This window comes from Streptomyces sp. NPDC007264, from assembly GCF_042869095.1.
Lineage (GTDB): Bacteria > Actinomycetota > Actinomycetes > Streptomycetales > Streptomycetaceae > Streptomyces.
On record NZ_JBIAFD010000010.1, the window covers coordinates 101,798 to 125,746 of the forward strand.

21 protein-coding genes and 2 tRNA genes are annotated in these 23,949 nt (G+C 73.7%); 15 read left to right on the forward strand and 8 right to left on the reverse strand.

The window, feature by feature from the left end; all coding sequences use genetic code 11:
• Window positions 1–127: 127 nt before the first annotated feature.
• The gene (locus ACFYMU_RS19020; protein ID WP_388374232.1) at window positions 128–598 is read right to left on the reverse strand and encodes a hypothetical protein; all 471 of its coding nucleotides are present in this window, start codon (window positions 596–598) and stop codon (window positions 128–130) included.
• A 303-nt stretch (window positions 599–901) separates the two neighbouring features.
• On the opposite strand from ACFYMU_RS19020, the gene ACFYMU_RS19025 reads away from it, so the two are divergent.
• The 8 genes from ACFYMU_RS19025 (at window position 902) to ACFYMU_RS19060 (ending at window position 9,111) form a co-directional block, all read left to right on the forward strand.
• Window positions 902–2,446, forward strand: coding sequence for a hypothetical protein (locus tag ACFYMU_RS19025; protein ID WP_388374234.1), 1,545 nt, complete (start codon window positions 902–904; stop codon window positions 2,444–2,446).
• A gap of 191 nt (window positions 2,447–2,637) precedes the next feature.
• Window positions 2,638–3,591 (forward strand): phosphatase PAP2 family protein, encoded by a 954-nt coding sequence (locus ACFYMU_RS19030; RefSeq protein ID WP_388374236.1) that lies wholly within the window; start codon window positions 2,638–2,640, stop codon window positions 3,589–3,591.
• Window positions 3,542–4,705, forward strand: coding sequence for a hypothetical protein (locus tag ACFYMU_RS19035; RefSeq protein WP_388374237.1), 1,164 nt, complete (start codon window positions 3,542–3,544; stop codon window positions 4,703–4,705). The genes ACFYMU_RS19030 and ACFYMU_RS19035 overlap by 50 nt, the downstream gene beginning before the upstream one ends.
• The gene (locus ACFYMU_RS19040; protein ID WP_388374239.1) at window positions 4,696–6,300 is read left to right on the forward strand and encodes a hypothetical protein; all 1,605 of its coding nucleotides are present in this window, start codon (window positions 4,696–4,698) and stop codon (window positions 6,298–6,300) included. Before ACFYMU_RS19035 ends, ACFYMU_RS19040 begins: the two co-directional genes overlap by 10 nt.
• Complete coding sequence (locus ACFYMU_RS19045) at window positions 6,297–7,649, forward strand: AAA domain-containing protein (protein ID WP_388374241.1); 1,353 nt, start codon at window positions 6,297–6,299, stop codon at window positions 7,647–7,649. Before ACFYMU_RS19040 ends, ACFYMU_RS19045 begins: the two co-directional genes overlap by 4 nt.
• Before the next feature lie 203 nt (window positions 7,650–7,852).
• On the forward strand, window positions 7,853–8,218 hold the full coding sequence (locus ACFYMU_RS19050) for a hypothetical protein (protein WP_388374242.1): 366 nt from the start codon (window positions 7,853–7,855) through the stop codon (window positions 8,216–8,218).
• A 151-nt stretch (window positions 8,219–8,369) separates the two neighbouring features.
• Window positions 8,370–9,047 carry a bifunctional DNA primase/polymerase gene (locus ACFYMU_RS19055; protein WP_388374547.1) on the forward strand — a complete coding sequence of 226 codons (678 nt, stop codon included), beginning with the start codon at window positions 8,370–8,372 and terminating at the stop codon, window positions 9,045–9,047.
• Window positions 9,038–9,111 (forward strand) — tRNA-Lys (locus ACFYMU_RS19060). Before ACFYMU_RS19055 ends, ACFYMU_RS19060 begins: the two co-directional genes overlap by 10 nt.
• A gap of 203 nt (window positions 9,112–9,314) precedes the next feature.
• Here ACFYMU_RS19060 and ACFYMU_RS19065 read toward each other — a convergent pair.
• Complete coding sequence (locus ACFYMU_RS19065; RefSeq protein WP_388374244.1) at window positions 9,315–10,691, reverse strand: M6 family metalloprotease domain-containing protein; 1,377 nt, start codon at window positions 10,689–10,691, stop codon at window positions 9,315–9,317.
• A 465-nt stretch (window positions 10,692–11,156) separates the two neighbouring features.
• Between ACFYMU_RS19065 and ACFYMU_RS19070 the strand changes: the two genes are divergently transcribed.
• Window positions 11,157–13,133, forward strand: a complete 1,977-nt coding sequence (locus ACFYMU_RS19070) for an EAL domain-containing protein (RefSeq protein WP_388374246.1) — start codon at window positions 11,157–11,159, stop codon at window positions 13,131–13,133.
• Between the two features lie 130 nt (window positions 13,134–13,263).
• On the opposite strand, the gene ACFYMU_RS19075 is transcribed toward ACFYMU_RS19070, so the two are convergent.
• Both ACFYMU_RS19075 and ACFYMU_RS19080 read right to left on the reverse strand, forming a co-directional pair.
• Window positions 13,264–14,346 (reverse strand): LLM class flavin-dependent oxidoreductase, encoded by a 1,083-nt coding sequence (locus ACFYMU_RS19075; RefSeq protein ID WP_388374248.1) that lies wholly within the window; start codon window positions 14,344–14,346, stop codon window positions 13,264–13,266.
• A gap of 93 nt (window positions 14,347–14,439) precedes the next feature.
• Entirely contained in the window at window positions 14,440–15,171 is a 732-nt protein-coding gene (locus ACFYMU_RS19080) for a decarboxylase (protein WP_388374250.1), read from the reverse strand.
• Between the two features lie 243 nt (window positions 15,172–15,414).
• On the opposite strand from ACFYMU_RS19080, the gene ehuB reads away from it, so the two are divergent.
• From ehuB to ACFYMU_RS19110, 6 genes are all read left to right on the forward strand, one after another.
• Window positions 15,415–16,320 (forward strand): ectoine/hydroxyectoine ABC transporter substrate-binding protein EhuB, encoded by a 906-nt coding sequence (ehuB, locus tag ACFYMU_RS19085; RefSeq protein WP_388374252.1) that lies wholly within the window; start codon window positions 15,415–15,417, stop codon window positions 16,318–16,320.
• Window positions 16,317–17,033, forward strand: coding sequence for an ectoine/hydroxyectoine ABC transporter permease subunit EhuC (gene ehuC / locus ACFYMU_RS19090; RefSeq protein ID WP_388374254.1), 717 nt, complete (start codon window positions 16,317–16,319; stop codon window positions 17,031–17,033). Before ehuB ends, ehuC begins: the two co-directional genes overlap by 4 nt.
• On the forward strand, window positions 17,030–17,680 hold the full coding sequence (gene ehuD, locus ACFYMU_RS19095; protein ID WP_388374256.1) for an ectoine/hydroxyectoine ABC transporter permease subunit EhuD: 651 nt from the start codon (window positions 17,030–17,032) through the stop codon (window positions 17,678–17,680). The genes ehuC and ehuD overlap by 4 nt, the downstream gene beginning before the upstream one ends.
• 10 nt (window positions 17,681–17,690) lie before the next feature.
• Entirely contained in the window at window positions 17,691–18,467 is a 777-nt protein-coding gene (ehuA, locus tag ACFYMU_RS19100; protein WP_388374258.1) for an ectoine/hydroxyectoine ABC transporter ATP-binding protein EhuA, read from the forward strand.
• 205 nt (window positions 18,468–18,672) lie between these two features.
• Window positions 18,673–19,431 (forward strand): IclR family transcriptional regulator, encoded by a 759-nt coding sequence (locus ACFYMU_RS19105; protein ID WP_388374260.1) that lies wholly within the window; start codon window positions 18,673–18,675, stop codon window positions 19,429–19,431.
• A 76-nt stretch (window positions 19,432–19,507) separates the two neighbouring features.
• Window positions 19,508–19,581, forward strand: a tRNA-Lys gene (locus ACFYMU_RS19110).
• Between the two features lie 151 nt (window positions 19,582–19,732).
• Here ACFYMU_RS19110 and ACFYMU_RS19115 read toward each other — a convergent pair.
• The 4 genes from ACFYMU_RS19115 to ACFYMU_RS19130 form a co-directional block, all read right to left on the reverse strand.
• Window positions 19,733–21,391, reverse strand: a complete 1,659-nt coding sequence (locus ACFYMU_RS19115; protein ID WP_388374262.1) for a long-chain-fatty-acid--CoA ligase — start codon at window positions 21,389–21,391, stop codon at window positions 19,733–19,735.
• A gap of 81 nt (window positions 21,392–21,472) precedes the next feature.
• Window positions 21,473–21,955 (reverse strand): DUF3592 domain-containing protein, encoded by a 483-nt coding sequence (locus ACFYMU_RS19120; protein ID WP_388374264.1) that lies wholly within the window; start codon window positions 21,953–21,955, stop codon window positions 21,473–21,475.
• A gap of 121 nt (window positions 21,956–22,076) precedes the next feature.
• A complete protein-coding gene (locus tag ACFYMU_RS19125) occupies window positions 22,077–22,688 on the reverse strand; it encodes a lytic polysaccharide monooxygenase (RefSeq protein ID WP_388374266.1) in 612 nt (203 codons plus the stop codon).
• 108 nt (window positions 22,689–22,796) lie between these two features.
• Window positions 22,797–23,945, reverse strand: a complete 1,149-nt coding sequence (locus tag ACFYMU_RS19130) for an SPFH domain-containing protein (protein WP_388374268.1) — start codon at window positions 23,943–23,945, stop codon at window positions 22,797–22,799.
• Window positions 23,946–23,949: the final 4 nt, after the last annotated feature.

Genomic DNA, 23,949 nt, shown 5'->3' on the forward strand with positions numbered 1-23,949 from the left:
CCCCATCCTCCCCGTCCGGCCCGTCCGGCCCGTCCGGCCGGAGGGTCAGAGGACCGGAGGGCCAGGCGGGTCCGATGTCCACGCGTGCCGATGTCCGCGTGACAGGTCGCGCGACCCGTCGGCGGGCTCACCGGCAGTTGTCCGCCGCCTCGATCAGCCGGGCCGCCTCCCCCAGGGCCGCGCGCAGCACCACCGGGTCCGTGGCCAGTTCCGCGTCGCCGGGCGGGAGCAGCCAGTCCGTGCCCTCGGCCGGGGACTCCGGAGCGACGAGGCTCATGCCGCGCCCGTTCGTCTGCGTGCAGGTGCTGCCCGGAACGTCCCACGCGTCCGCCGTGCCGGGCGGTACCAGGAAACCGAGCGTGTCGCATTCGTCGTCGTGGAGCACGGGCCCCACGCAGTCGCCCGCGCCCCGGCGGAGGATGTCGACCGCCTCCAGGCCCTGCCGGGCGGGAACGGTCACGAGGTCGGGACCCTGCTGCGGGGGTGCGCCGCGCTCCGCGGCCGGCACCCGCCGTGCCGTCTGCCTCTGCCTTTGTCTCTGCGTCTGCGTCTGCGTCTGCGTCTGCGTGCGGAACTCGGTGCTCTGGCTGGTCTGCATCCCGGCCTCCACGACGGAACCCCTCCTCGACGAGTGAGTTGGGTCAGGAGCTCGGGGGGCTCCCGGTCCACGGGGTACAACGCGCGAGGGCGTCAACGGCTACGGCGCAACACTGCCGCAAAGGATGGCAGTTCATGGCAGATCACGGAGGAGACATCCGGTTTGTAGCCAAACCTCGCCTGCCGACACCCGCCGGGCAGGTACGTTCTTGCACCGCCGGACGCAGGGGAACCAACTGCCACCAGGCAGACAACTCACCCTGAACCCGGCATGGTTCGACGGTTCGCACGAGAGGGCCCGGCCATGACCTCGTCCCAGTTCCCCCGGCCATCGCGGCCCAACCTGGCCTTCCGGCAGTTGCGCGGACAGCGCTCCCCGGGCGAGTTCGCCGCGGCGGTACGGCGCGCCGCGCGCGAGATCGGCGAGCGGGTCAGTTGTGACGCGCGGTACATCGGGCGCGTCGAGGCGGGCGAGATCCGCTGCCCCAACTACGCCTACGAACGAGTGTTCCTGCATATGTTCCCGGGGCGAACGCTCACCGACCTGGGCTTCGCGCCCCGCTCGGCGGTACGCGGCCGAGGGGCGCGCAGCGCCGACGAGGCGCCCCCCGCGCACTCCGGCAGCCGTCCTTCCGTTTCCGGTGAGACCGGCGATACGCATGAGACGTATGAGACCTGTGAGAACGCAAAGCTCCATGAGCCTCACGAGACCCAAGAGGCCCACAAGAGCCAAGAGAGCCAAGAGACCCACGAGACCCACGAGTCGTACGGCATGCACGCGTACGACGACCAGCACACCGAGGAGAGCGACGTGCGGCGTCGCGCATTCATGACCGGCGGAACCGCCACGGTGGCGGCCGCCTCCCTGGGCCCCCTGGGGCTCGCCTTCGGCGGCCGGGCGGCGGCCGCCGAACCCCCGGCCGGCCGTCCCGGCTCGTCCGAGGCGGGCGCGCTCGAGGAGGCGGTCCGCAGGATCCGCGTCCTCGACGACCGGCACGGCGCCGACGGCCTCTACCGGCGCGCCGCCGGTCCCCTGCGCACGGCGTACGCGCTGCTCGACGCGGGCACCACCCGGCAGGCGGTTGCCGATCGGCTGTACACGGGCGCCGGTGAACTGGCCATCTCCGTGGGCTGGCTGGCGCACGACTCGGGGCGCTTCGACGACGCCCGCTCGCACTACGCCGAGGCGCTGGCGACGGCCCGGATCTCCGGGGACCCCGCCCTGGAGGCGCACGCGTTCTGCAACACGGCGTTCCTCGCGCGCGACGCGGGCCGGCCCCGGGAGGCCGTCCGGGCGGCGCAGGCGGCCCAGCGCGTCGCGCGCCCGCTCGGCTCCCACCGGCTGATGTCACTGCTCGCCCTGCGGGAGGCGGGCGGCTGGGCGGGGCTCGCGGACCGGGCGGGCTGCGAGCAGGCGCTGGCCCGGGCGCAGGCCCTCTTCGAGCGGGGGCCGAGGGACGCCGACCCCGAGTGGATGACCTTCTACGGGGAGGCCGAACTCGCGGCCCTGGAGGCGCAGTGCTGGTCGGCCCTGGGCGACTGGCCGCGTGCCGCCCGGCACGCCCGGCGCGCGGCACAGCTCCAGGACCCGCACTTCACCCGGAACACCGCGCTGTACACCGCGGAACTGGCCGACGACCTGGCCCGCGGCGGGCGCCCCGACGAGGCCGCCGCGGCCGGTCGACGCGTCCTGGACCTCCTGGACCAGGTCCAGTCGTCCAGGGTCCAGGCGATGCTGGCGGGCACGGCGAGGGTGCTGCTGCCGCACAGGCGCGCGTCCGGGGTGTCGGCGTTCCTCGACCGCCACGCGATGCTGCCGCGCCCGGCGGAACCCCGTCGCGCCGGATGAACCGCCCCGGGCGGACCACCCGGAGCCCGTCCGCCGTCGCGCCTCCGCACCGCTTGGCGGGCAACCCGGGGAGCGGTGTGCGCGTCTTGTGGGCCGGGGGGCACCCATCACGGAACGGACGCGTACGCCGTAAGGTGGCACGACCGGACCGCCGGGAGCCGCAGCAGATCAGAAGGGGGAGGGCGAATCGGATGCCGCAGGCCGAGACACCAGGCACCGGAGTGGGCTCGCCGCCCCGACTGCGCTGGTGGACGGAACTGCCGTTGATCCTGCTGGTGTACGGCGCCTACTCCGCGGGCCGGCTGCTGGCCCGGGGCGACGTCGCGGGCGCCGTCGACCACGGAGTGGCGATCCTGCGGCTGGAGAAACTGCTGCACATCAACGCCGAGCACCCGCTCAACCGGCTCTTCACCCACGAGGCGTGGCTCGGCGTGCCGGCCGACTTCTGGTACGCGTCACTGCACTACCTGGTGACGCCGGCGATCCTGGTGTGGCTCTTCCGGCGCCGCGGCGAGCGTTTCCGGGCGGCCCGCACCTGGCTGATGACGTCCACGTTCATCGGCCTGATCGGCTTCACGCTGCTGCCCACCTGCCCGCCCCGCCTGCTCTCCACGGGCCACGGCTTCGTCGACACGATGGCCCAGTACAGCTCCTACGGCTGGTGGGGCGGTGAGGCGAGCGCGCCGCGGGGCCTGGGCGGCATGACGAACCAGTACGCGGCGATGCCGAGCCTGCACGTCGGCTGGGCGCTGTGGTGCGGAGTGATGCTGTGGGCCTACGGCGGGACGCGCTGGGCCAAGGCGGCGGGCGTCGCGTATCCGCTGCTGACCGCGATCGTGGTGATGGGCACCGCGAACCACTACTTCCTCGACGCGGTCGCGGGCGTCGCCGTGATGGGCGTCGGCCTGCTGCTGACCCGGCCGGTGACGCGGGCCGCGGACGCGGTCCGGGCCCGGCTGCGGCCGCACACCACGACCGTCACCGGCGTCCCGCGGGCCACGGGTTCCCCGATTGTCAGTGCCGGATGCCAGACTTCCGCGGGTGAGCGAATTCCCCGACAGCGCACCTCCCGACCGGAGCCCGGAACCGAGCAGGGTGCCTCCCCCGCGGACGCGGGGGAGGGCGCTGCGGCAGCAACTTTCTGAGCTGCGCGGCCCCTCCCTACGGCCCAAGGCCCTCGACGCGCGCGCCCTGGCCGCGCTCGCCGCGAACCCCGGGTGCCGGCGGCGCGCGCTCCTGGACGGGGCCGGGGTGGACAAGGCGGCGCTGGCGGGCGCGCTGGGCGCACCCTCGGCGTTCGGACAGTCGCAGTTCGCCTTCATGCGGGGCAACGCCTTCGAGGCCCGCGTCAAGGCGGACGGCGGTGCCGAACTGCTGCGGCTGGTGCACGAGAAGCTGGACCCGGCCGCCGCGGCCCCGCAGGACGCCCTGGTTCCCGACCTCGCCGCCGTGGGCCCCGAGGGGCGCACGGCCCGCACGGCGATGGCGCTGCGCGAGGCCACCGAGGCGCGGGCCTGGGCGCTGCTCGACCACCCCATGCTCGCCCTCGACGTGGCGGGCTCCCCCGCGTTCCTGGAACCGGACGCGGTGGTGGTCCACCCCGACGGCAGCTGGACGGTCGTGGAGATCAAGTCCTTCCCGATGCTGGACGGTTCGGCCGACCCGGCGAAGGTGGGCGCCGCCGCCCGCCAGTCCGCGGTGTACGTGCTGGCGCTGGAGGAGGTCGCCGCGCGTCTCGGCGGGCAGCCGGAGGGGCGCACCCAGGAGAGCGCCGCCGCGCCCGTGGTGCGCCACCGGATCCTGTTGGTGTGCCCGAAGGACTTCTCCAACCTGCCGACCGCGTCCCCGGTCGACATCCGCAGGCAGCGCGCGGTCACCCGGCGCCAGCTGGCCCGGCTCACCCGCATCGAGGAGATCGCGGACGACCTCCCGGAGGGCACCTGCTTCGCCCCCGACCTGCCTCCCCAGGAGCTGGCGGCCGCCGTCGAGTCGGTCCCGGCGACGTACGCGCCCGAGTGCCTGGCCTCCTGCGAACTGGCCTTCCACTGCCGCGACCGCTCCCGCGCCGAGGGCTCCGTGACCTCCTACGGACGGTCGCTGCGGGCCGAGCTCGGCGGCCTGACGACGGTGGACGACGTCCTGGCCGCCGCCCACGGGGCGGCCGGGGACCCCGACGACCCGGCGGTGGCGGCCCTGCGCAGGGCGGCACGGCTGCGGGCGGAGGCGCTCGCCCGCCCGGAGGGCGCCGCATGTCGCTGATCGCCACGCTCGCCCGCCTGGAGGCCGTGCGCTCCGGCCGCGCCCAGCCCGCCGCCACGGTCCGGCACCGGCACCTGTCCGAGCGGCCCCTGGTCCTCGTGCCGCTCACCACCGCAGGCGAGGCCGGGGCACCGCTCGGCGCCCTGGTCGGCACCGACCGGGACGCCCCCCGGCTGCTTGTGGTGCCGCAGCCGCGCGACCGCGACCTGAGGTTCGCGTTCCTCACCGAGCTCGCGGACGTCGTGCTGCCGTACCTCGACGCGTACGCCGACGCGGTCGAGCCCGCCGAGCGCTCCGAGACCGACCCGGAGACCGGCAAGCGGGTCAAGGTGGAGGTCGACCTGTGCGCCGACGCCCCGCAGTTGATCGTGCCGAGCCGGGCGGGCATCGACCTCGTCCGCCTCCTGGGACGCTCCATGCGGTTCCGCCGCACCGCCGAGCAGGACCCGGACACCCCGCACCCGGCGCCCCCGCGGGTACCGCTCCTCGGTCGCTGGCTCACCCACTTCGGGGAGCGCGCCCGGGTCCCCGGCTCCTCGCTGCTGCTCGCCCTCACCGAGGTGCTGGCGCGGCACTGGGCGACCGGGCAGTCCGGCCTGGAGGACCAGCATCTGGGCGCGCTGCTCGCCTGGATCGACCCGCCGGAGGGCGTCTCCGGTGCGCATGCGGCGCTGCGGGCCGAGGTCGCGCGGGACGAGGACGGCCAGTTGCTGTGCCCGCCGGCGGGACCCGCGACCGACCCGGCCTTCGACAACAGGCTGCTCGCCCCGGCCATCGAGCGCTACGACCGCGCGCGGACCCGGCTCGCCGCCGCCGAGGACGGCCTGGAGGCGGACGACGGCTTCGGCGCGCTCACCGCGGCGGAACGGGACGTCCGCGCGCTGGTGGCGAGCCGTACTCGTCCGACCTGGGACGCGGTGTGGCACGGACTCGACCTCCTGCGGGCCCTGCCGGAGGGCGCACACGTGGCGGACCGCTGGACGCGCGACCGCTGGTCGTTCACCGGTCACCGGGACCGGGTGGCCGCCGGGGAGCCGCCGCAGCCGCGCCGCGACGACGCGGTCACCGCGGCGAACAAGCTCGCCGCGCGCGAGCGCGAGCAGGCCCGCCTGGACGCCCAGGAGGCGCTCGACGACCCGCTGGTGATGGCCGGGCGGCGGCTCGCCGGGGAGGCGTTCGCGGGCGAGGTCACGGACGTGGTGATGGCGTACAGCGACGGCAAGCGTCCCAGCCCGCGCCCCCTGGTGACGCTGCGGACCGAGGACCGACCGCACCTCGGGGAGCGCACGAAGGTGTACCGGTCGCTGGGCGGCAAGCCCCAGGCGGCCGAGTTCGTCGGCTACGAGGGCCACGACGGGCCGGCGGACCTCGTGGTCCTGCGCATCGTCGACAAGATGGGCCGCGGCCGGGAGCCGGAGGCCGGCTCCGTACCCGAGAAGGGCGACCGCGTCTGCTTCACGCTGTTCGAGCACGAACAGCGCGGCGGGGCGAAGCTGCCCGACCCGGAGGAGACGCCGTGGACGCACGGCGGTCCGCCGGGCGAGGCCGAGGCGCTGCCGCAGCCGGATCCGGTGACCGAGGAGGACGTGCTGTGACCGTGTTCGCCCAGCCGGGCAGGGCCTTCGATCCGGGAGCCGAGGCCGCCCGGGCCACCGAGGCGATCCTGCGCGACACGCTGCACGGCACGCACCGCGGGGTCGTCGTCGACTCGCCACCGGGGGCCGGGAAGTCGACGCTGGTCGTGCGGGCCGCACTCGAACTCGCGGCCGCCGGCAGGCCGCTGATGGTGATCGCGCAGACCAACGCGCAGGTGGACGACCTGGTGCTGCGGCTGGCGGAGAAGGATCCCGCACTGCCGGTCGGCCGGTTGCACAGCAGCGACCCGGACCCGTACGACAAGGCGCTCGACGATCTGCCGAACGTCAGGAAGTCGGCGAAGGCGGGCGAGCTGGCCGGCCTGGACGTGGTGATCTCGACGGCCGCCAAGTGGGCACATGTCAAGGGCGTCGAGCAGTGGCGGCACGCGATCGTCGACGAGGCGTACCAGATGCGCTCGGACGCGCTGCTGGCCGTGGCGGGGCTGTTCGAGCGGGCGCTGTTCGTGGGGGACCCCGGGCAGCTGGACCCGTTCGCGATCGTGGGCGCGGAGCAGTGGGCGGGGCTGTCGTACGACCCGTCCGCGTCCGCCGTGACGACGCTCCTCGCGCACAATCCGCAGCTGCCGCAGCACCGCCTGCCGGTGTCGTGGCGGCTGCCGGCGTCGGCGGCGCCGCTGGTGTCGCACGCGTTCTACCCGTACACGCCGTTCCGCAGCGGCACGGGGCACGGGGACCGGCGGCTCACGTTCGGGGTGGCCTCGGACGGCTCGGGCCCCGACCGGGTGATCGACGAGGCGGCGCAGACGGGCTGGGGGCTGCTGGAGCTGCCCGCGCGGCACACGCCGCGCACGGACCCCGAGGCGGTGCGGGCGGTCGCCCGAGTGGTACGGCGGCTGCTGGACCGGGGCGGGGCGGCGGTGTCCGAGCGGAGCGAGGAGCCGGTGCCGCTGACCGCGGACCGGATCGCCGTCGGCACGGCGCACCGGGACCAGGCGGCGGCGGTGCGCTCCGCGCTGGCGGACCTCGGAGTGCCGGATGTGACGGTGGACACGGCGAACCGGCTCCAGGGCCGGGAGTTCGATGTGACGGTGGTGCTGCACCCGCTGTCCGGGCGCCCGGACGCGACGGCCTTCCACCTCGAGACGGGGCGGCTGTGCGTGCTGGCGTCCCGGCACCGGCACGCGTGCATCGTGGTGTGCCGGGCGGGGGTGACGGAGCTGCTGGACGACCATCCGTCGACGGAGCCGGTGCAGCTGGGGGTGACGGTGAAGTTTCCCGACGGGTGGGAGGCCAACCACGCGGTGCTGGCGCACCTGGCGGAGCACCGCGTGCCGTGGCGGCCCTGACCGGCGGGCGCATGCGGACGGGCCCAGGGCACATCGCACGGGCCGGTGGCCTCGGGGCGGCGAGGCCGTGTGCCGCAGGGGCCCGGGGGCGGTCCCGGGGGGGCGCGTCCCGTCCGCTCCGGCCCTCTTGCCCCGGCGCGCGACAATGGACGGTGGCCCACCCGAAGGGCGGTGCCACCCGGACCGTACGAGGAGGAGAAGACATGGCGGAGCCCACGCCGCGTCGGAACGAGCCGCGGCTACGCCCCGCGCCCTTGCTCTTCGAGCCCGCGGATGCGGCCTCCGACCCGGAGCACTTCTTCGACCTGGAGTCGATCGACGACCCGCGGGAGCTGCTGGCGCGGGCGACCGAGCTGACCCAGGCGTTTCGCGCGGCGGCCGACCGGGCGGTGGAGTTCCAGGCCATCGCCGCGGCCCAGCTCGCCGATCCGCGCCGCTTCGACCGGCTGACGCCGGCGGCGATCGCCGAGCAGGCGGAATGGACCGAGGACTACACGAAGAAGATGGTGGAGTTCGGACGGGACCTGCTGCGCGGCGGTGACGCGAGCGGGCCGGAGAATCTGGGCTGAGCCCGGGGCCCGGCGCCTCCCGCTCCCGGGCCCGCGTCGGCCCTGTGCCCGGTGCGGGTTCGGACTACGGGTGCGGGTGCGGGTGCGGGTGCGGGTGCGGAATGATCTTCGGGCATATGCCGGACGGCACCATACTCCGCCCGTCGCTCCGCTGTCCCCGTTTTCCGCGACTCTCGGCGATGGCCCGCTCACCGACGGTAGATCTTGCGATATGAGCAGTCGAGCACCGTTCGCCGACCCCTTCCGAGCCCCTCTTCCCGACCGGTGCGACGTCTCGGGCGTCACGGCGGAGGGCGCGGCCTGGCTCGCCTCCGCAGGAACGTATCCGCAGGGCGCCCTCGCCTCCTGGGCCGAGCGCCCCACGGCCCCGGTCTCCCTGCGCTGCGGCACCGCGTTCGACGTCCTCAACACCCCCGCGATCTTCGGACGGCGCATGCTCGACCGGCTCTGGGACGAGGGGCCGGGCTCCGGGCCCGTCGCCGTGCACCGCGGCCGGATGCTGCTGTTCGCGGCCCCCGGCACGGCCCTGCGGCTTCCGGCGCTGCTCGCCTGGGAGGAGTGGGGCGGGCGCGCCCGTACCGTTCCGCCCCTGCTGTGCCACGGCCCCGGGGACGCCGTGACCGTGCCCACCGGCGCTCCCGCCACCCGGCGCGCGGCCCGGTGGCTCGTGGCCCCCGACACCCGCCACCCCTGGCTGCCGGGGCCCGAGGTCCTCCTCTGGGCGGCCGTGCGGGCCGCCCGTGCCGCCGCCTCCACGGCCGGACGGATATCGATTTTTCCTCCCGCCGACCAGGGTGCTAAGGTCTACGACGTCAGCAGGCGCCGCTAGCTCAGTTGGTTAGAGCAGCTGACTCTTAATCAGCGGGTCCGGGGTTCGAGTCCCTGGCGGCGCACGATGGCGATGGCGATTCGTGTTCGCGGACAGCGCGAACCGGGTCGCCATCGTCGTTTCTGCGCGGCTTCGCCGCGCGGGGTGGGGGCTACGCCACCCACACCCCCATCACCGCCGGCCGGGGGCGCCGCCCGGTGGGCTGTCCCCCGAGGGGCCGTCGGCGAGGCCCCGTCGCCGTGGTCGACCTGCGTCACTCGTCCGCCGTCAGGTGCGGGTGATGCGTACCGTCCATGCACCCGTGGCCGTCCGGTCCTCCACGGCCACCCTGACCCGCTCCCCCGGGGCCGTGAAGGTCTCCCCCACGCCCACCGGGGCGTCCGCGAGGGGCGGGTAGACCGAGTTGTCGCGGCACGCCGTGGAGTGCGGGTGGGAGTCGAGGACCTCGATCGGGCCACCGCCGGACGCCGTCTCGCTGCGGACGCGATAGACGAGGACGCCCTGCGTGCAGACCGATTCGTCGTTCCCGACCGCCCCGCGCGCCTCCATGACGAGCACCTTGTCCGGCCCCGTGCGCACCACCGCCAGCTTGGTGCCGTGCCCCGACCCGAACGCCTGCACACCGGGCCGCAGGCCCGCCGCGCCGGTGCCCGCCGCACCCGTCACCCCGGTCCCCCACAGTCCGCGCGCGTTCACCGGCACCTGCGGCACCCCGCTCGGGCCCGCCCCCACGGCCTCCAGCGTCAGCCGCGTGCTCCCGGCACCCCGCACGCACACCATCTGGCGGGTGTCCAGCCACCCCAGCTTCCACTTGTGCCAGGCGAACAGGTCCGGCGCCAGCCCGAACTGGCTGCCCATGAGGTCCCAGTCGCCGACGTACGTGTCCCAGTCGCCCTTGCCGTCGGCGGGCCGGTGGTAGAGATCGGGCAGGTCGAAGACGTGTCCGGTCTCGTGCGCGAGGACGAGCCGGTCCGGCGGATGCTTCTCGAAGACCGTGACCACCCGGCGCAGGTCCGTCCCGTCGGCCCGCAGCGGGGTGTCGAGGTTGACCACCTTCGTGGCGTCCGAGTCGACGCCGGGCGCGTCGGGGTCGGCCACCAGGTACACCACGTCGTACCGCGAGAAGTCGACGTCCTTGTCCGCCGCGGCGACCGCGTCGCGCAGGTACGCCCTGCGGTGCTCGGCCTTCCAGTCGCGCTGTATGGCGTACGAGGTGGACGGGTGCGGCATCCGGATCCAGTGGCTCAGCCGGTGCGGGCGCAGCGTGAACCTGCCGTAGGAGGCGCGTTCGAAGAAGCGGCTGGTGGCCGGGAAGTAGTCCGCGGTCAGCTCGCGCGGAGTGGTCACGGGCGTCGCGTCCGGGAAGGACAGATAGACCATGATCGCGTCGAGCGGACGGGTGGGGCGCGCGTACGCGGAGTTCCAGGTGGCGTCACCCTCCGAGTGGTGGGCCTGGCTGCGGGTCAGCCGGCAGGCCGCCGCCTGTGGTCCGGCGAGCGCGGGGCCCGCGCCCAGCGAGGTCGCGATCAGCGCCGTCATCGTCGTGACCACGGCCGCGGTGCTGCGCAGGAAGGGCGACCCACCCGGCAGGAAGCCCTTCAGGACCCTGCGGGCGAACCCGTTGCCAGCGAGCGGACGCGGCACATCGACCTCCGGATGCGGTTCTCGGAACTCCGCACCCAGCCTTGTCTTACTTGTATGGCTACGCCCTGTTTGTCTGCACCGGAAGGGTGAGACACCACCAGTCGGGGGAAAGGCCAGTTGGGAACCGCGACGGCCGAGGGGAGGGGTGGTGCGGAACAGGAGCGCAGGACGGCGCACAAGCACCGAGGGGGCGGCCGACATGGCCCGACACCTCGAATACTCACGGAACGTCACAACCGCCGAAGACCCGGCGGACCATTGCCAGGAGCGAGCAGAAACGATCTGTCAGCACATCCGCGCGCTCCGGGAGATCGCACGGCGGCTGGAAGGCCCCTGGGCCAGCCTCTATGATCGGCACACTTTCCTGCACGGACACGGCCTGTACGGTCGCCCGCCACGCGGCCGTCGACCCCGACCGGACCCACGAGATCTGTACGACGAACGAGTGCACTGCGGGAGCGAGCGGTGAGCGGAACGTCCGAAGGACCGACACCCGCGGCAGACCTCCTCGGTCCGGCCGTCACGCAGAGTAAGGTCGATGCCTCGACCAGTACGACCACCGGGCCGCCGCCCGTGCCCGGGGAGCGTGCCCTCGCCCCACCCGTCGACACCCCACCCGCCGACGCCCCACCTTCCGACGCACCACCCACCGATCCCCCACCTGGCCATGCACCACCCGCCGACGCGGCGCCGCGCTCCGGCGCCGCCGCGCCGCGGGCCGCCTCCTTCGGCGCCGCGTTCTCCGTCGCCCCGCTCGGCATGGCGCTCATCGACCCGGACGGCCTGATCGTCACCGCCAACGAGACGTTGGGCTCGCTGCTCGGCACCGGCACGGACGCGCTGGCCGGGAAGGCCGCCGCCGACCTGGTGGACCTGTCCTCGGACACCCGGACCTGGCACGCCTACCGCGAGGTGTTGCGCGGCCGTCGGGCCCGGCTGCGCTGCACGCGCCGCCTCAAGCACCCCGACGGGCACTCGCTCTGGGTCCAGGTGTCCGTCACACCGCTGCCGGAGGCGGAGAAGGCGGTCCTCCTGTCGGTCGCCGACATCAGCGAGCGCCGTGAACTCCAGGCCCGGCTGAGGCACTTGCAGATGCACGACCCGGTGACCCGGCTGCCCAACCGCACGCTGTTCTTCGAACGGCTCTCGGCCGCGCTGGAGCCGGAGGCGTACGAGGAGGGCGGCACCGGCCGGATCGGGCTGTGCTATCTGGATCTCGACGGCTTCAAGGCGGTCAACGACACCCTGGGCCACTGTGTCGGCGACCGGCTGCTCGTGGCCGTCGCGCGACGCCTGACGCGCTGCGCGGACGAGGCGGGACACGCGCGGGCGGTCGCTCCCCTGGTGGCGAGGCTCGGCGGCGACGAGTTCGCCCTGCTCGTCGAGGACTCCACGGGCACCGAGCAACTCGCCGACCTGGCCGAGGCGGTGCTCAAGGCCCTCCAGGAGCCGTTCGACCTGGCCGGGCAGCGGCTGTCCCTCTCGGCGTCCATCGGCGTCGTGGAGCGGCAGGCGGCGGGCACGACGGCGACCGGGCTGATGCAGGCGGCCGACACGACCCTGTACTGGGCGAAGGCCGACGGCAAGGCACGCTGGACCCTCTTCGACCCGGAGCGCAACGCCCACCGCATGACCCGCCAGGCCCTGTCCTCAGCGCTGCGTCCGGCCATCGAGCGCGGCGAGTTCGCCCTGGAGTACCAGCCGTTGGTGGGGCTGGAGGACGGACGGGTGCGGGGCGTGGAGGCGCTGGTGCGCTGGCACCACCCCCAGTTCGGCACGCTGACGCCGAATCGGTTCATCGGGCTGGCCGAGGAGGACGGTTCGATCGTGCAGCTGGGGCGCTGGGCGCTGGCGACCGCGTGCCGTCAGGCACGCCGCTGGCAGCTGGAACGCCCGGACGATCCGCCGATCTTCGTCAGTGTGAACGTGGCGGTGCGTCAGGTCTGGGACTCCGATCTGGTGGCGGACGTGGCGGAGACCCTCGCACGCACGGGACTGGCCCCGCACCTGCTGCAGTTGGAGCTGACCGAGTCGGCGGTCATGGGCTCGGCCGGGCGGCCGATCCAGGCGCTCCAGGCCCTCAGCGACATGGGGGTGCGCATCGCCATCGACGACTTCGGCACCGGCTACTCGAACCTCGCCTACCTCAGCCGGCTGCCGGTGTCGGTGCTGAAGCTGGACGGCTCGTTCGTCCGCGGCTTCCAGTACGAGGGCGCGGACGGCCGCCCGAACCCCGCGGACGAGGTCATCGTGGAGGCCATGATCCAGCTCGCCCACCGGCTGGGCCTGACGGTCACCGCGGAGTGCGTGGAGACCTCGGCGCAGGCCACCCGGCTGCGCCGGATCGGCTGCGACACGGGCCAGGGATGGTTGTACTCGCGGCCGGTGCCGCCGGACCGCATCTCCGAGCTGGTGGGCTCGGAGGCCTGCCCGCACTCCTGACCGGGAGGGCAGGGAGACCGGGCCGGCCGGGGAGGCCGCGTGAGCCGGGGAGACCGGGCCGGCCGGGAAGACCGGGAGGAGCAGGAGGGCCGGAAAGGTTCCGTCCCCCTGCGACGGCACCCTCCCGAGGTCACTCGGCCGGCAACCCGTAGGCGTCCGCGACCAGTTCGCAGGAGCGCACCCGCACCTCGCCGCTGTGGGCGTTGGACGTGAGCATCAACTCGTCCGCGCCGGTGCGCTTCTGGAGGTCGTCGAGGCCGGAGCGGACCTCGTCCGGCGTGCCGTGCACCACGTTGGCGGTCCAGGACGCGATGAACTCCTCCTCCAGGGGGCTGAACTCGTGCGCCTCCGCCTCCTCCGGGGTGGGGACGAGGCCGGGGCGGCCCATGCGCAGCCGGACCATGTTCAGGGCCGTGGCCCGCACCTGGCGGCGGGCCTCCTTCTCGTCGTCGGTGGCGAGCGCGGCGACGCCGATGAGGGCGTACGGGGCGTCGAGGACCTCGGACGGGCGAAAGGACTCGCGGTAGAGGTCGAGCGCCGGAATGGTGTTCTGGGCCGAGAAGTGGTGGGCGAAGGCGAAGGGCAGACCGAGCATGGCGGCCAGCCGGGCACTGAAGCCGGAGGAGCCCAGCAGCCAGATCGGGGGACGGTGCGGGGACTGCACACCGCCCGGGGAGGTGGCCTGGACGGGGCCGGGGACCGCGTGGATGCGGGCGTACGGGTGGCCGTCCGGGAAGTCGTCGTCGAGGAAGCGGGTCAGCTCGGCGAGCTGCTGGGGGAAGTCGTCGGCGCCCTCGTTCAGCCCGTCCGTGCGGCGCAGGGCGGCGGCCGTGGCGCCGTCGGTGCCGGGCGCGCGGCCCAGGCCCAGGTCGATGCGCCCCGGGGCCATGGCCTCCAGCGTGCCGAACTGCTCCGCGACGACCAGCGGGGCGTGGTTGGGGAGCATCACACCGCCCGAGCCGAGGCGGATGCGGTCCGTGTGGGCGGCGAGATGGGCGAGGATCACGGCGGGTGAGGAGGAGGCCACACCCGGCATGGAGTGGTGCTCGGCGACCCAGTAGCGGTGGTAGCCGCGCGCCTGGGCCAGGCGGGAGAGGGCGACGCTGGTGCGCAGGGCGTCGGTGGCGGTGCGCCCGGCGCCGACGGTGACCAGGTCAAGTACGGACAGGGGGACGGGGGCGGTGCCCTGTGCCGTGCCTCGGATCTCGTCCACCGGGTTGCCTCCTGGGTGCGCGTCGCGTCTCCTGGGGGCAGAGAACAGGAGGCAGTCCCCGGTTATTCCCGGGCCGGGCGCCGCCCCTGTCGGTCACACCTGCACGAGGGGCTCCCTCCGGAAGAGGGTCCCCAGGGCCGGCGCGTTCACCCGGCGGTCCACCAGGCGCAGCGCCTCCCACACGGTGACCTGGTTCGCCGTGAGGACCGGCTTGGCCAGCGCCTTCTCCAGGGCCGTCAGGTGCGCGGCCGTGTGGAGCGCCGTACCGGGCAGCAGCACCGCGTCGGCGTCGGCGTGGTCGCCCTCGCGTGCCAGCGCCAGCACCTCGTCCGCGCCCCAGCCGCCGGCCTCCGCCGCCGTGGTGAGGCCCGCGCCGTGGACCGCGACCACCTCCGTGCCCGCCGCCCCCAGGAATCCGGCGAACAGGTCGGCGATGCCCTGCGGGTAGGTCGCCGCGACCGCCACCCGTCGGGCGCCGATCTCCCGTACCGCGTGGACGAAGGCGAAGGAGGTGGAGGAGGCCGGCGTCCCGGCCGCCTGCGCGAGAGCGCGCACCTGGGCGTGGGCGCCCTCCCAGCCGTACACGAAGCTCCCGCCCGTCGACGCCCACAGCACCGCCTCGGCGCCGGTGAGCCGCAGTCCCTCGACGCCCGCCGCGAGCCGCTGCGGCGCGCCCGTCTTCCGCAGGACGTCGACGCGGCAGTCGTCCTCGCCGGTCTCGGTGTGGACGAGGTCCACCCGGATGTCGCTGCCCAGCAACTGTTCGATGCGCGGATAGTCGTCCTCGGCGAAGTGACCCGGGTAGAGGAATCCGAGTGCCGTCATGCCCAGCCTTCCTGTCGTTCCGTCGGTGCGGGTCCCCGTGGTGCCGCCTTCTCCGGCCGAGCCTGGAGGGGACCCCGTCGCCGGGTACCCAGCCGGGGCGAAGCCGCGCGCCTCGTTCACCTGGTCGGCCGAGCGACTCGGTCCGCCGGCCGCCGTGGGCCGGCCGGTGCCGGGGGCCCCGGCCTTTCGACGGGGCCGGAACCGGCCGGAATACATCGCATGTTCCCGGGTAGCCGCGCGCCCATGGCTCCCCCACGGACGAAGGACCCGGGAACACCCGCAACCACCCGCCGCGGACTGCTCGCCGCTCTCGCCGCCCTCGGCGTGCCGGCGGCCGCCGGCTGCAGCCGCGTCGCCGCCGCGTCGAGCACGCCCGGCGGCGATCTGCTCAGCCGGCTCAAGGCCCAGGGCGTCGTCCGGCTCGGCATCGCCGGCGAGATCCCCTTCGGCTACATCGACAAGAACGGCGAGCTCACCGGCGAGGCCCCGGAGTTGGCGAAGGTCGTCTTCGGACGCCTCGGCGTCGACCGCGTCCAGCCCGTGCCGACCGAGTTCGGCTCGCTCATCCCCGGGCTGAACTCCCAGCAGTTCGACGTCGTCTCCGCCGGGATGTACATCAACCCGGAGCGCTGCGGGCAGGTCGTCTTCGCCGATCCCGACTACCAGATGCTCGACTCCTTCATCGTGCGCAAGGGCAACCCGATGGGCCTGCACGACTACCGGGACGTCGTCGAGAAGAAGGCGAAATTCGCCACCGGCACCGGCTACGCCGAGATCCAATACGCCGTCGACGCCGGTTACCGGGAGAGCGACATCCTGATCGTCCCCGACCAGGTCGCGGGGCTGAATGCGGTCGAGGCCGGACGCGCGGACGTGTTCGCCGGGACCGCGCTCACCACCCGCGAGGTCGTCAGGAAGTCCCGTGAGGCGGAGGCGACGAAACCCTTCGCGCCCCTCGTCAAGGGCCGGCCCCACGTCGACGGCGGCGGTTTCGCGTTCCGGCCCACCGAGACGAAGCTGCGGGACGCCTTCAACGCCGAGCTGAGGAAGCTGAAGGCCAGCGGCGAACTCTTCCGCATCCTGCGTCCGTTCGGCTTCACCGAGGCCGAGATGACCGACATGACCGCGAAGGAGCTGTGCCGCGGATGACCTCGGGACTGTGGGAACTCGTACTGAAGGGGATCTGGACCACCGTCCAGCTCCTCGTGCTCGGCGCGCTGCTCGCGGCGGCCGTCTCCTTCGCCGTCGGCACGGCGCGCACCCACCGGCTGTGGATCGTGCGCTTCCTCGCCGGTTTCTACACGGAGGTCTTCCGCGGCACCTCGGCCCTGATCATGATCTTCTGGGTGTTCTTCGTGCTGCCGCTCGCCTTCGGCTGGCAGCTGGTGCCGATGTGGGCGGGCACGCTCGCGCTGGGGCTGACCTACGGGGCGTACGGCGCCGAGATCGTGCGCGGTGCCCTGAACGCCGTCGACCCGGCGCAGCGCGACGGCGGGATCGCGCTGAGCTTCACGCCGTGGCAGCGGATGCGGAAGATCCTGCTGCCGCAGGCGGTGCCGGAGATGATCCCCCCGTTCTCGAACCTGCTGGTCGAGCTGCTCAAGGGGACCGCGCTGGTCTCCGTCATGGGCATGGGCGACCTGGCGTTCAGCGGCAACCTCGTGCGGCTCGCGCTGCAGGAGAGCGCGCAGATCTACACGTACGTCCTGCTCATCTACTTCGTGATCGCCTTCCTGCTGACCCGGCTGATGCGGGGTCTCGAGCACCGCCTCAAGGCAGGTGCGGGCAAGGCGGCGGCGTCCGGGCCCGCCCTCTCCCCGCGCCGGACCGGCACCACCGCGGTGGGAGGTGGTCTGTCGTGACCTGGGACTGGGGTGCCGTCCGCGACTTCCTGCCGCACTTCTGGGACGGCCTGCTCGTCACCCTCCGGGCGCTGACCCTCGGCTCGCTGATCTCGTTCGCCGTGGGGCTGGTGTGGGCGCTGCTGATGCGTGCCCCCACCCGGTGGGTGCGCTGGCCGGTGGGGGTCGTGACCGAGTTCGTCCGCGACACCCCGCTGCTGGTGCAGTTGTTCTTCCTCTTCTACGTGCTGCCCGAGTGGGGGCTCGCCTTCTCCGCGCTGACCACCGGCGTCGTCGCGATCGGCCTGCACTACTCGACGTACACGATGCAGGTCTACCGCGCCGGCATCGAGGGCGTGCCCGCCGGCCAGTGGGAGGCGGCCACCGCGCTGAGCCTGCCGCCGCTGCGCACCTGGACCGCGGTGATCCTGCCGCAGGCGGTGCGCCGGGTCGTACCGGCGCTCGGCAACTACGTGATCGCGATGCTCAAGGACACGCCGATGCTGATGGTGATCACCGTCCTCGACATGCTCGGCGAGGCGCGGCTGTTCGCACAGCAGCACTTCCAGTTCACCGAGCCGCTCACGGTCATCGGAGTGGCCTTCGTCCTCATCTCCTACCCCGCCTCCCTCCTCCTGCGAGCCCTGGAGCGACGCCTTGTCCGCTGACACCCCTCTGATGAAGGAACCCGACGCCCACGCCAACCCGCCGGCGGCCACCGGCGAGCTGATCCGCTTCGAGAAGGTCACCAAGCGCTTCGGCGACCACACGGTGCTCGACCGGCTCGACTTCTCGGTCGAGGCCGGCAAGCACGTCACGCTGATCGGCCCCTCGGGATCCGGCAAGACGACGATCCTGCGGCTGCTGATGACGCTGGACAGGCCCGACGAGGGCACGATCACCGTGGGCGGACAGCGGCTCTTCCCGGCCGCCGAGAAGCAGGTCCGGGAGATCCGGAAGAACATCGGCATGGTCTTCCAGCAGTTCAACCTGTTCCCCAACATGAAGGTGCTGCGGAACATCACCGAGGCGCCGGTCGCCGTCCTCGGCCTGTCCGCGGACGAGGCGGAGCAGCGGGCGCGCGAGCTGCTCGAACTGGTGGGGCTCGGCGACCACCTCGACAAGTATCCGAGCCAGCTCTCCGGCGGCCAGCAGCAGCGCGTCGCGATCGCCCGGGCGCTGGCGATGCGCCCCCAGGTCCTGCTGCTGGACGAGGTGACGTCCGCGCTCGACCCCGAGCTGGTCGCCGGGGTCCTCGACGTCCTCCGTGACATCGCTCGTACCACGGACATCACCATGCTGTGCGTGACGCACGAGATGGGCTTCGCCCGCGACATCTCGGACCGGGTCCTGATGTTCGATTCCGGCCACGTCGTCGAGTCGGGGTCCGCCGAGAAGATCTTCGGCTCCCCCGACCACACCCGCACCCGGGAATTCCTGAGCGCGGTGCTGTGACCACGGAAGGTGAACACGGCGCGGCCGGCCCGGGATCACTCGTCCGGGTCGTGACCACGGCATATGCCGGAGTGGCGCGTTCCTGCCGGGAAGGCCGGAAGGCGCCGCGGACTTCGTCAACACCTCCTCCCGGGCATCCACTTCGGCCCTATCGTGGGAGAAGCCGAGCAGTCCCGAGAATGGCCCGAAAGCGCAGGGGGAGACCGTGGCGCTGACCCATGAGCCGACCGCCCCGTACCACTCGGCACAGGACGCCCTGCGCCTCCTCGAGACGGTGGCGAGGCGCTCCACCGGCGTCACCGACGCCGAGCTGGTCCGCGAGACCGGCTTCGGCGCCCAGCGGCTGACCTCCCTCCTGCGGATGCTGCGCAGGGAGGGCTATGTCGAGCAGGCCGTCGACGGCGCGTACGTCGCCGGGGCCGCCCTCGGCCGGCTCGGCTCCGCCCACGGCCGCGAGCGGGCGCTGGGCGAGAAGCTCCAGCAGACCCTCGACCGGCTGCGGGACTCGGTGGGCGCCGCGGTCTACATGAGCCGCTACATCGACGGCGAGGTGCACGTCACCCGGCACGCCGAGAGCCCCGCGGCCCCCGCCGTGCACGAGTGGGTGGACTTCCGCTCCTCCGCCCATGCCAGCGCGGTCGGCAAGAGCCTGCTCGGCCAGCTCGACCTCAACGGCCGCCGGGACCACCTGGCCCGCCACAAGATGGTCCGGCTCACCTCACGGACGATCACCAGCGAGAAGGCGCTGCTGTCCCGCCTCGACGCCCATCCCCCGACGGTCCCGGTGCTCGACCTCCAGGAGTACGCGGTGGGCACGGTCTGCGCGGCCGTCCCGATCACGGCGGGTTCCGCGGTCGGCTGCCTCGCGCTGTCCCTGCCGGTGGAGGACGCCCACCGCCTGCGGCAGGCGGCGGACCGGCTCAACCGGGGGGCGGCCCCCGTGCTCCTCTCCCTGGCGATCTGAACGGTCCCGAGCACACCTTCGGACCAGGTAGTATTTCTTTCGTCGCCGGGCGTGGGAGCGCACAGCGACGGAGTCTGCGCCGCTAGCTCAGTTGGTTAGAGCAGCTGACTCTTAATCAGCGGGTCCGGGGTTCGAGTCCCTGGCGGCGCACGATGGTGATGGCGATTCCTGTTCGCGGACAGCGCGAACCGGGTCGCCATCACCGTTTCTGCGCGGCTTCGCCGCGCAGAGCGGGGGCTGCGCCACCCACACCCCCATCACCGCCGGCCGAGGGCCGGCGCCCGGTGCGATGACCCGGCCGCTACCGGTCGAGCAGGTCCTCCCGGCCCTGGGCCCGGTACTGCGTGACCAGCGCCTCGATGTCCGGCCGGCGCAGGCGGCGGTACTCCCTCTCCCCGAAGGGCCGCCACCACACCGGGTCCGGGCAGCGGAAGCCCTCCTTCCGGAGACCCGCGCGCTGGATCTTGTTGGTGGCGGTGACCGGCATCCGGTCCACGATGCGCACGAAGCGGGGCGCCATCTTGGTGCCCAGGTCCGGCTGGGCGGCGAGAAAACCGGCGAAGGCCACCGGATCGAAGCCCGCCCCACGTCCGAGCGCCAGCGTCGCCATCACCTGGTCGCCCGCCACCGGGTCCGGCACCGCGTACACCGCCACGGCCACCGCGTCCCCGTACCGGGCGAGGACGTTCTCGATCATCGCGGCGGCGAGGTTCTCGCTGTCGACGCGGAGCCGGTCGTCGGTGCGGCCGGCGAAGTAGAGGAAGCCGTCGGCGTCCCGGTAGAAGAGGTCGCCGGTCCAGTACCAGCCGCCGCGCCGCCGCGCCGCGTCCGCGGCCGGGTTGCGCCAGTAGCCCTCGAACGGGCTGGGCCCGCGGTTGACCAGTTCCCCTATGGCCTCGCCGCCGTTCAGCAGACGGCCGTCCGCGGTGAGACGGGCGGGCGGGCACTCCCTGCGGGTCTCCGGGTCGACGACGGCGAGGTCGTCGCCGGGCGCCGCCCTGCCGATCGCCCCGGCCGGGGTGCCGGGAGTGCGCTGGATGGCGGCACCGCCCTCGGACGATCCGTACCCCTCCACCAGCCGCACCCCGAAGCGCCTCTCGAAGGCGGCGGCGTCGACGGCGCCCGCCTCCGTGCCGAAGCCGAGCCGCAGCGGGTTGTCCCGGTCGTCGGGCCGCTCCTCGGTGGCCAGCAGGTACTGCACGGCGCGCCCGACGTAGGTGAAGTACGTCGCCCCGTACGCCCGTACGTCGTCCAGGAACCCGGAGGCGGAGAAGCGCCGCCGGAGCGCGATCGCGGCACCCGAGGCGAGGGCCGGGGCCCAGTCGGCGATGACCGCGTTGCCGTGGAACATCGGCATGCAGATGTAGTGCACGCCGTCGGCGCCCAGCCCGAAGTGGCCGGACAGCGACCGGCCGGCCGCCGCCAGCCGCCCCTGGGTGCAGACCGCGGCCTTCGGGGCGCCGGTGGACCCGGAGGTGAAGTAGAGGAGGAGGCGGTCGGCCGGGGTGGCCTTCGAGGCGTAGGGTCCGGCGTCCGCGTAACCGGCGACGAGATCCGCGTACGTGTCCGTGTCGGTCACCAACAACCGCACCCCCGGCAGGTGCAGCCCGTCGAGAAGGGGGAGGTGGGTGCGTTCGGTGACCAGGACACGGCACTCGGTGTGCAGGATGTCGCGGGCCAGCTCCGGCCCGCGCCGGGTGGGGTTGATCCCGGCGACGGCCGCGCCCGCGAGGGCCGCCGCGCTCAGCCACAGCGGGTACTCCGGGGTGTTGTCGAGCAGCACACCGAGGTGCGGCTCCGCGTCCGGCGGCAGCAGCTCGGCGAGCAGCGCCGCCCGGGCCGCCGCCCCCGCGGCCACCTCGTGATGGCTGAGCGCCCGCCCCTCGAACCACAGTCCCGGCCGGTGGTCGCCCCACCGCTCCCGCACCAGCTCCGCGACGGTACCCCTCATGGACTCCATGGGCCCGCACGGTAATTGACGCTCCGTCAGATGTGGAGGCCGATGACAGGACCGGGTACGGCGCCCCGGCCGGCCGGGGCGTCACGGCATGAACGGCCCTTCCGCGGCGGAGAACTCGGCGAACGTGACCATGAAGCCGACGCAGAACAGGACGGCCACGGAGAGGAACGCCAGGACGCCCGCCGTGCCGGCCAGCACCTTCACCGGAGCCGGGGCGTGTGCGGTGGCCCGCTCGGGGTGGGCCGCCGTGTAGTGGACGGTGACCACGTCGCCCTCCAGCGTGGTCCGCGGTCCGTTCGCCTCCTCGAAGCGGACCGGCCGGCCCCCGCGGGTGGTGAACTCGTACACGTGGTGCAGGGTCGTGGTCACCGACGTCTCACCGCCGCCGCTGGTCGTGGTGTACGTGCTCAGACAGCGCGCCTCGGCGGTCAGGCCGCTGTTCCAGTTGCTCCTCAGCCGGAGCGAGCGGCGGACCGTCACGGCCGCCACGGCCAGCGCCCCGGCGATGATGAGGCTCGGCACCAGATAGAAGAAGAGGCCCACGGTTCCCCCCGTTGTCGGCACGGCTCCACGCACGCCGTCATGGTCGTCCCGGCGTGCGTGGACCGTACCCGCCCCGGGGGCCGACGCCCCTCAAGGAATGCTCAGAACACGGCCGCGGGACGGAATCGGGACGGGACGCCGCTCAGAACGTGACGTCCGCACACGAGTAGAACGCGTTGCCCGTGTCCGCGATCGTCCACACCCCGAGGATGACGTGGTGCCCGCTCAGCCCGGTCGGCAGGGTGCCGGCGTGGGTGAGCGTCGACGGCGGGCGCTGGCCGTTGTACGGCACCGTCAGGAACGGGGTGGTGTCGAGGTCCGCCCGGGTCAGGGCGTGGTTCTGGTTCCAGCCCTGCTTCGTGACGTAGTACCTGAAGTCGGTCGTGGCGTGCATGGCGGTGAACTGCCAGCGGAAGGTGTAGCTCTGCCCGCCGGTCACCCTGGTCGTCGGCCAGTCCGCGCCCGAGGGCGTCCTCGGCTGGTCGAGCGTGCCGAAGTTGGTGTGGCCGGCCGAGCAGATCCGACCGTCGTCCGGGCCGGCCGCGGGGAAGCCCTTCGGGCCCTCGACGCTCTGCGGTTCCCACTGGATGTCGCCGCACCCGGTGACGATGCCGCCGTTCGCCGCACACATCTTCTGCCGGCTGAGAGGCTGGTCGGTGTAGCCGTGGGCGTCGGCGCCGCCGGTGGAGAGCACGAAGGCTCCGGCGGTCGCCAGGCCCAGCACGGCGGCGTACAACTTGGTCCTTGTGCGCATGCTGCCGCTCCTGGAGAACGTGGGGAGGTTCCTGAGGCGTGCAGGTCTAGACCAAGTGTCAGAATATTGCCGCCAGTTGAACATGTCCATACCAATCGCACGCGGTCTTCAGGGCCCGTCGACCGGGTGCCCGGCGCAGAACGCCACCGTCAGGTCCCTCACCAGCGCCGTGCGTTCGCGGTCGTCGGCGCCGATCAGACCCCGCGCGGCCAGCCGGCCCACCAGGTCCTCGACCGTGTCGACCACCGAGCCGAGCACGGCCTCGCGGTGGCGTGCGTCGAGCGCGGCGATGCCCCGGCGCCCCGGCCGCGCGGCGGTCTCCGGCGCGTACTCGATCCGGGTCGGCTGCACCGCGAACACCTCCAGGCCGGCCGGCGCCACCTCCGCCACCACCCTCCGGGTCAGCAGATCGCCGAGGGCCTCGGCGTTGCCCGGGCCCGGCACGTCCCGCACCGCGGACGGCTCCGCCGGCACCTGCGGCAGCACCCGGGCGAGCGCCGAGGACACGCACTCCCGCAGATAGGCCCGGTGGTCCTCGACGCCGAGCACGGCACGCGCGGTGTCCTTGACCCGCCAGGTCACCAGCACGACCACGCGCAGCGCGACGCCGTCGGCGTCGACCACGGCCATCGGCTCGCTGTGCCAGTGCCGCAGCCGCACATCGACCCGGCGGCGCAGCACCAGCGGGTTGATCCACATCAGCCCGGCGCGACGGACCGTGCCGCGGTACCGCCCGAACAGATCGAGCACCCAGGCAGCGCCCGCGCGCCCGCGCGCGAGGCCGCCGAACCCGAGGAGGGCGAGCGTGCCCGCCCCCGCGTACGCGGCAAGCTGCGCCGGTCCGAGCCCCGCCCCGGCGCCCGCCGGAAGCTCCAGCGTCCGCACGGCGGCCGGCGACAGCAGGCCGGCCCACCACGACACGGCCGCACAGCCGACCAGTCCGCACAGACCGGCGATCACTCCCACCGCCCCGGGCAGCACCCGCGCGGGCCGCTCGGCCGGCTCGGGGTCGACGACCGGCACCCGGCGGGCCGGCGGCGGGCCGGGCCGGCGCACCCGCGGCTGCTCACCGGTGCCCAGCCGCCGTCCCACGACGGCGGGCGCGAGCGGCACGGCGGCCGCGTCGGGGTCGTCCCGGAACAGCAGGTGCACCGGAATCTCGGTGGTCGCCTCGCTCTGGATGAGCCGGGCGGACCGGGTGTCGGCGCCGTCCGGCGCCCCCTCGGACTCCGGCGTGTGCGATGCCGTCGTGTTCACCTGT

What these genes read in the sequence shown, in the direction of transcription:
- ACFYMU_RS19020 (WP_388374232.1), bottom strand. Translation starts at nt 598, where the DNA reads ATGCAGACCAGCCAGAGCACCGAGTTCCGCACGCAGACGCAGACGCAG.
- ACFYMU_RS19025 (WP_388374234.1), top strand. Translation starts at nt 902, where the DNA reads ATGACCTCGTCCCAGTTCCCCCGGCCATCGCGGCCCAACCTGGCCTTC.
- ACFYMU_RS19030 (WP_388374236.1), top strand. Translation starts at nt 2,638, where the DNA reads ATGCCGCAGGCCGAGACACCAGGCACCGGAGTGGGCTCGCCGCCCCGA.
- ACFYMU_RS19040 (WP_388374239.1), top strand. Translation starts at nt 4,696, where the DNA reads ATGTCGCTGATCGCCACGCTCGCCCGCCTGGAGGCCGTGCGCTCCGGC.
- ACFYMU_RS19050 (WP_388374242.1), top strand. Translation starts at nt 7,853, where the DNA reads ATGGCGGAGCCCACGCCGCGTCGGAACGAGCCGCGGCTACGCCCCGCG.
- ACFYMU_RS19080 (WP_388374250.1), bottom strand. Translation starts at nt 15,171, where the DNA reads ATGACGGCACTCGGATTCCTCTACCCGGGTCACTTCGCCGAGGACGAC.
- ehuB (WP_388374252.1), top strand. Translation starts at nt 15,415, where the DNA reads ATGGCTCCCCCACGGACGAAGGACCCGGGAACACCCGCAACCACCCGC.
- ehuC (WP_388374254.1), top strand. Translation starts at nt 16,317, where the DNA reads ATGACCTCGGGACTGTGGGAACTCGTACTGAAGGGGATCTGGACCACC.
- ehuA (WP_388374258.1), top strand. Translation starts at nt 17,691, where the DNA reads ATGAAGGAACCCGACGCCCACGCCAACCCGCCGGCGGCCACCGGCGAG.
- ACFYMU_RS19115 (WP_388374262.1), bottom strand. Translation starts at nt 21,391, where the DNA reads ATGGAGTCCATGAGGGGTACCGTCGCGGAGCTGGTGCGGGAGCGGTGG.
- ACFYMU_RS19125 (WP_388374266.1), bottom strand. Translation starts at nt 22,688, where the DNA reads ATGCGCACAAGGACCAAGTTGTACGCCGCCGTGCTGGGCCTGGCGACC.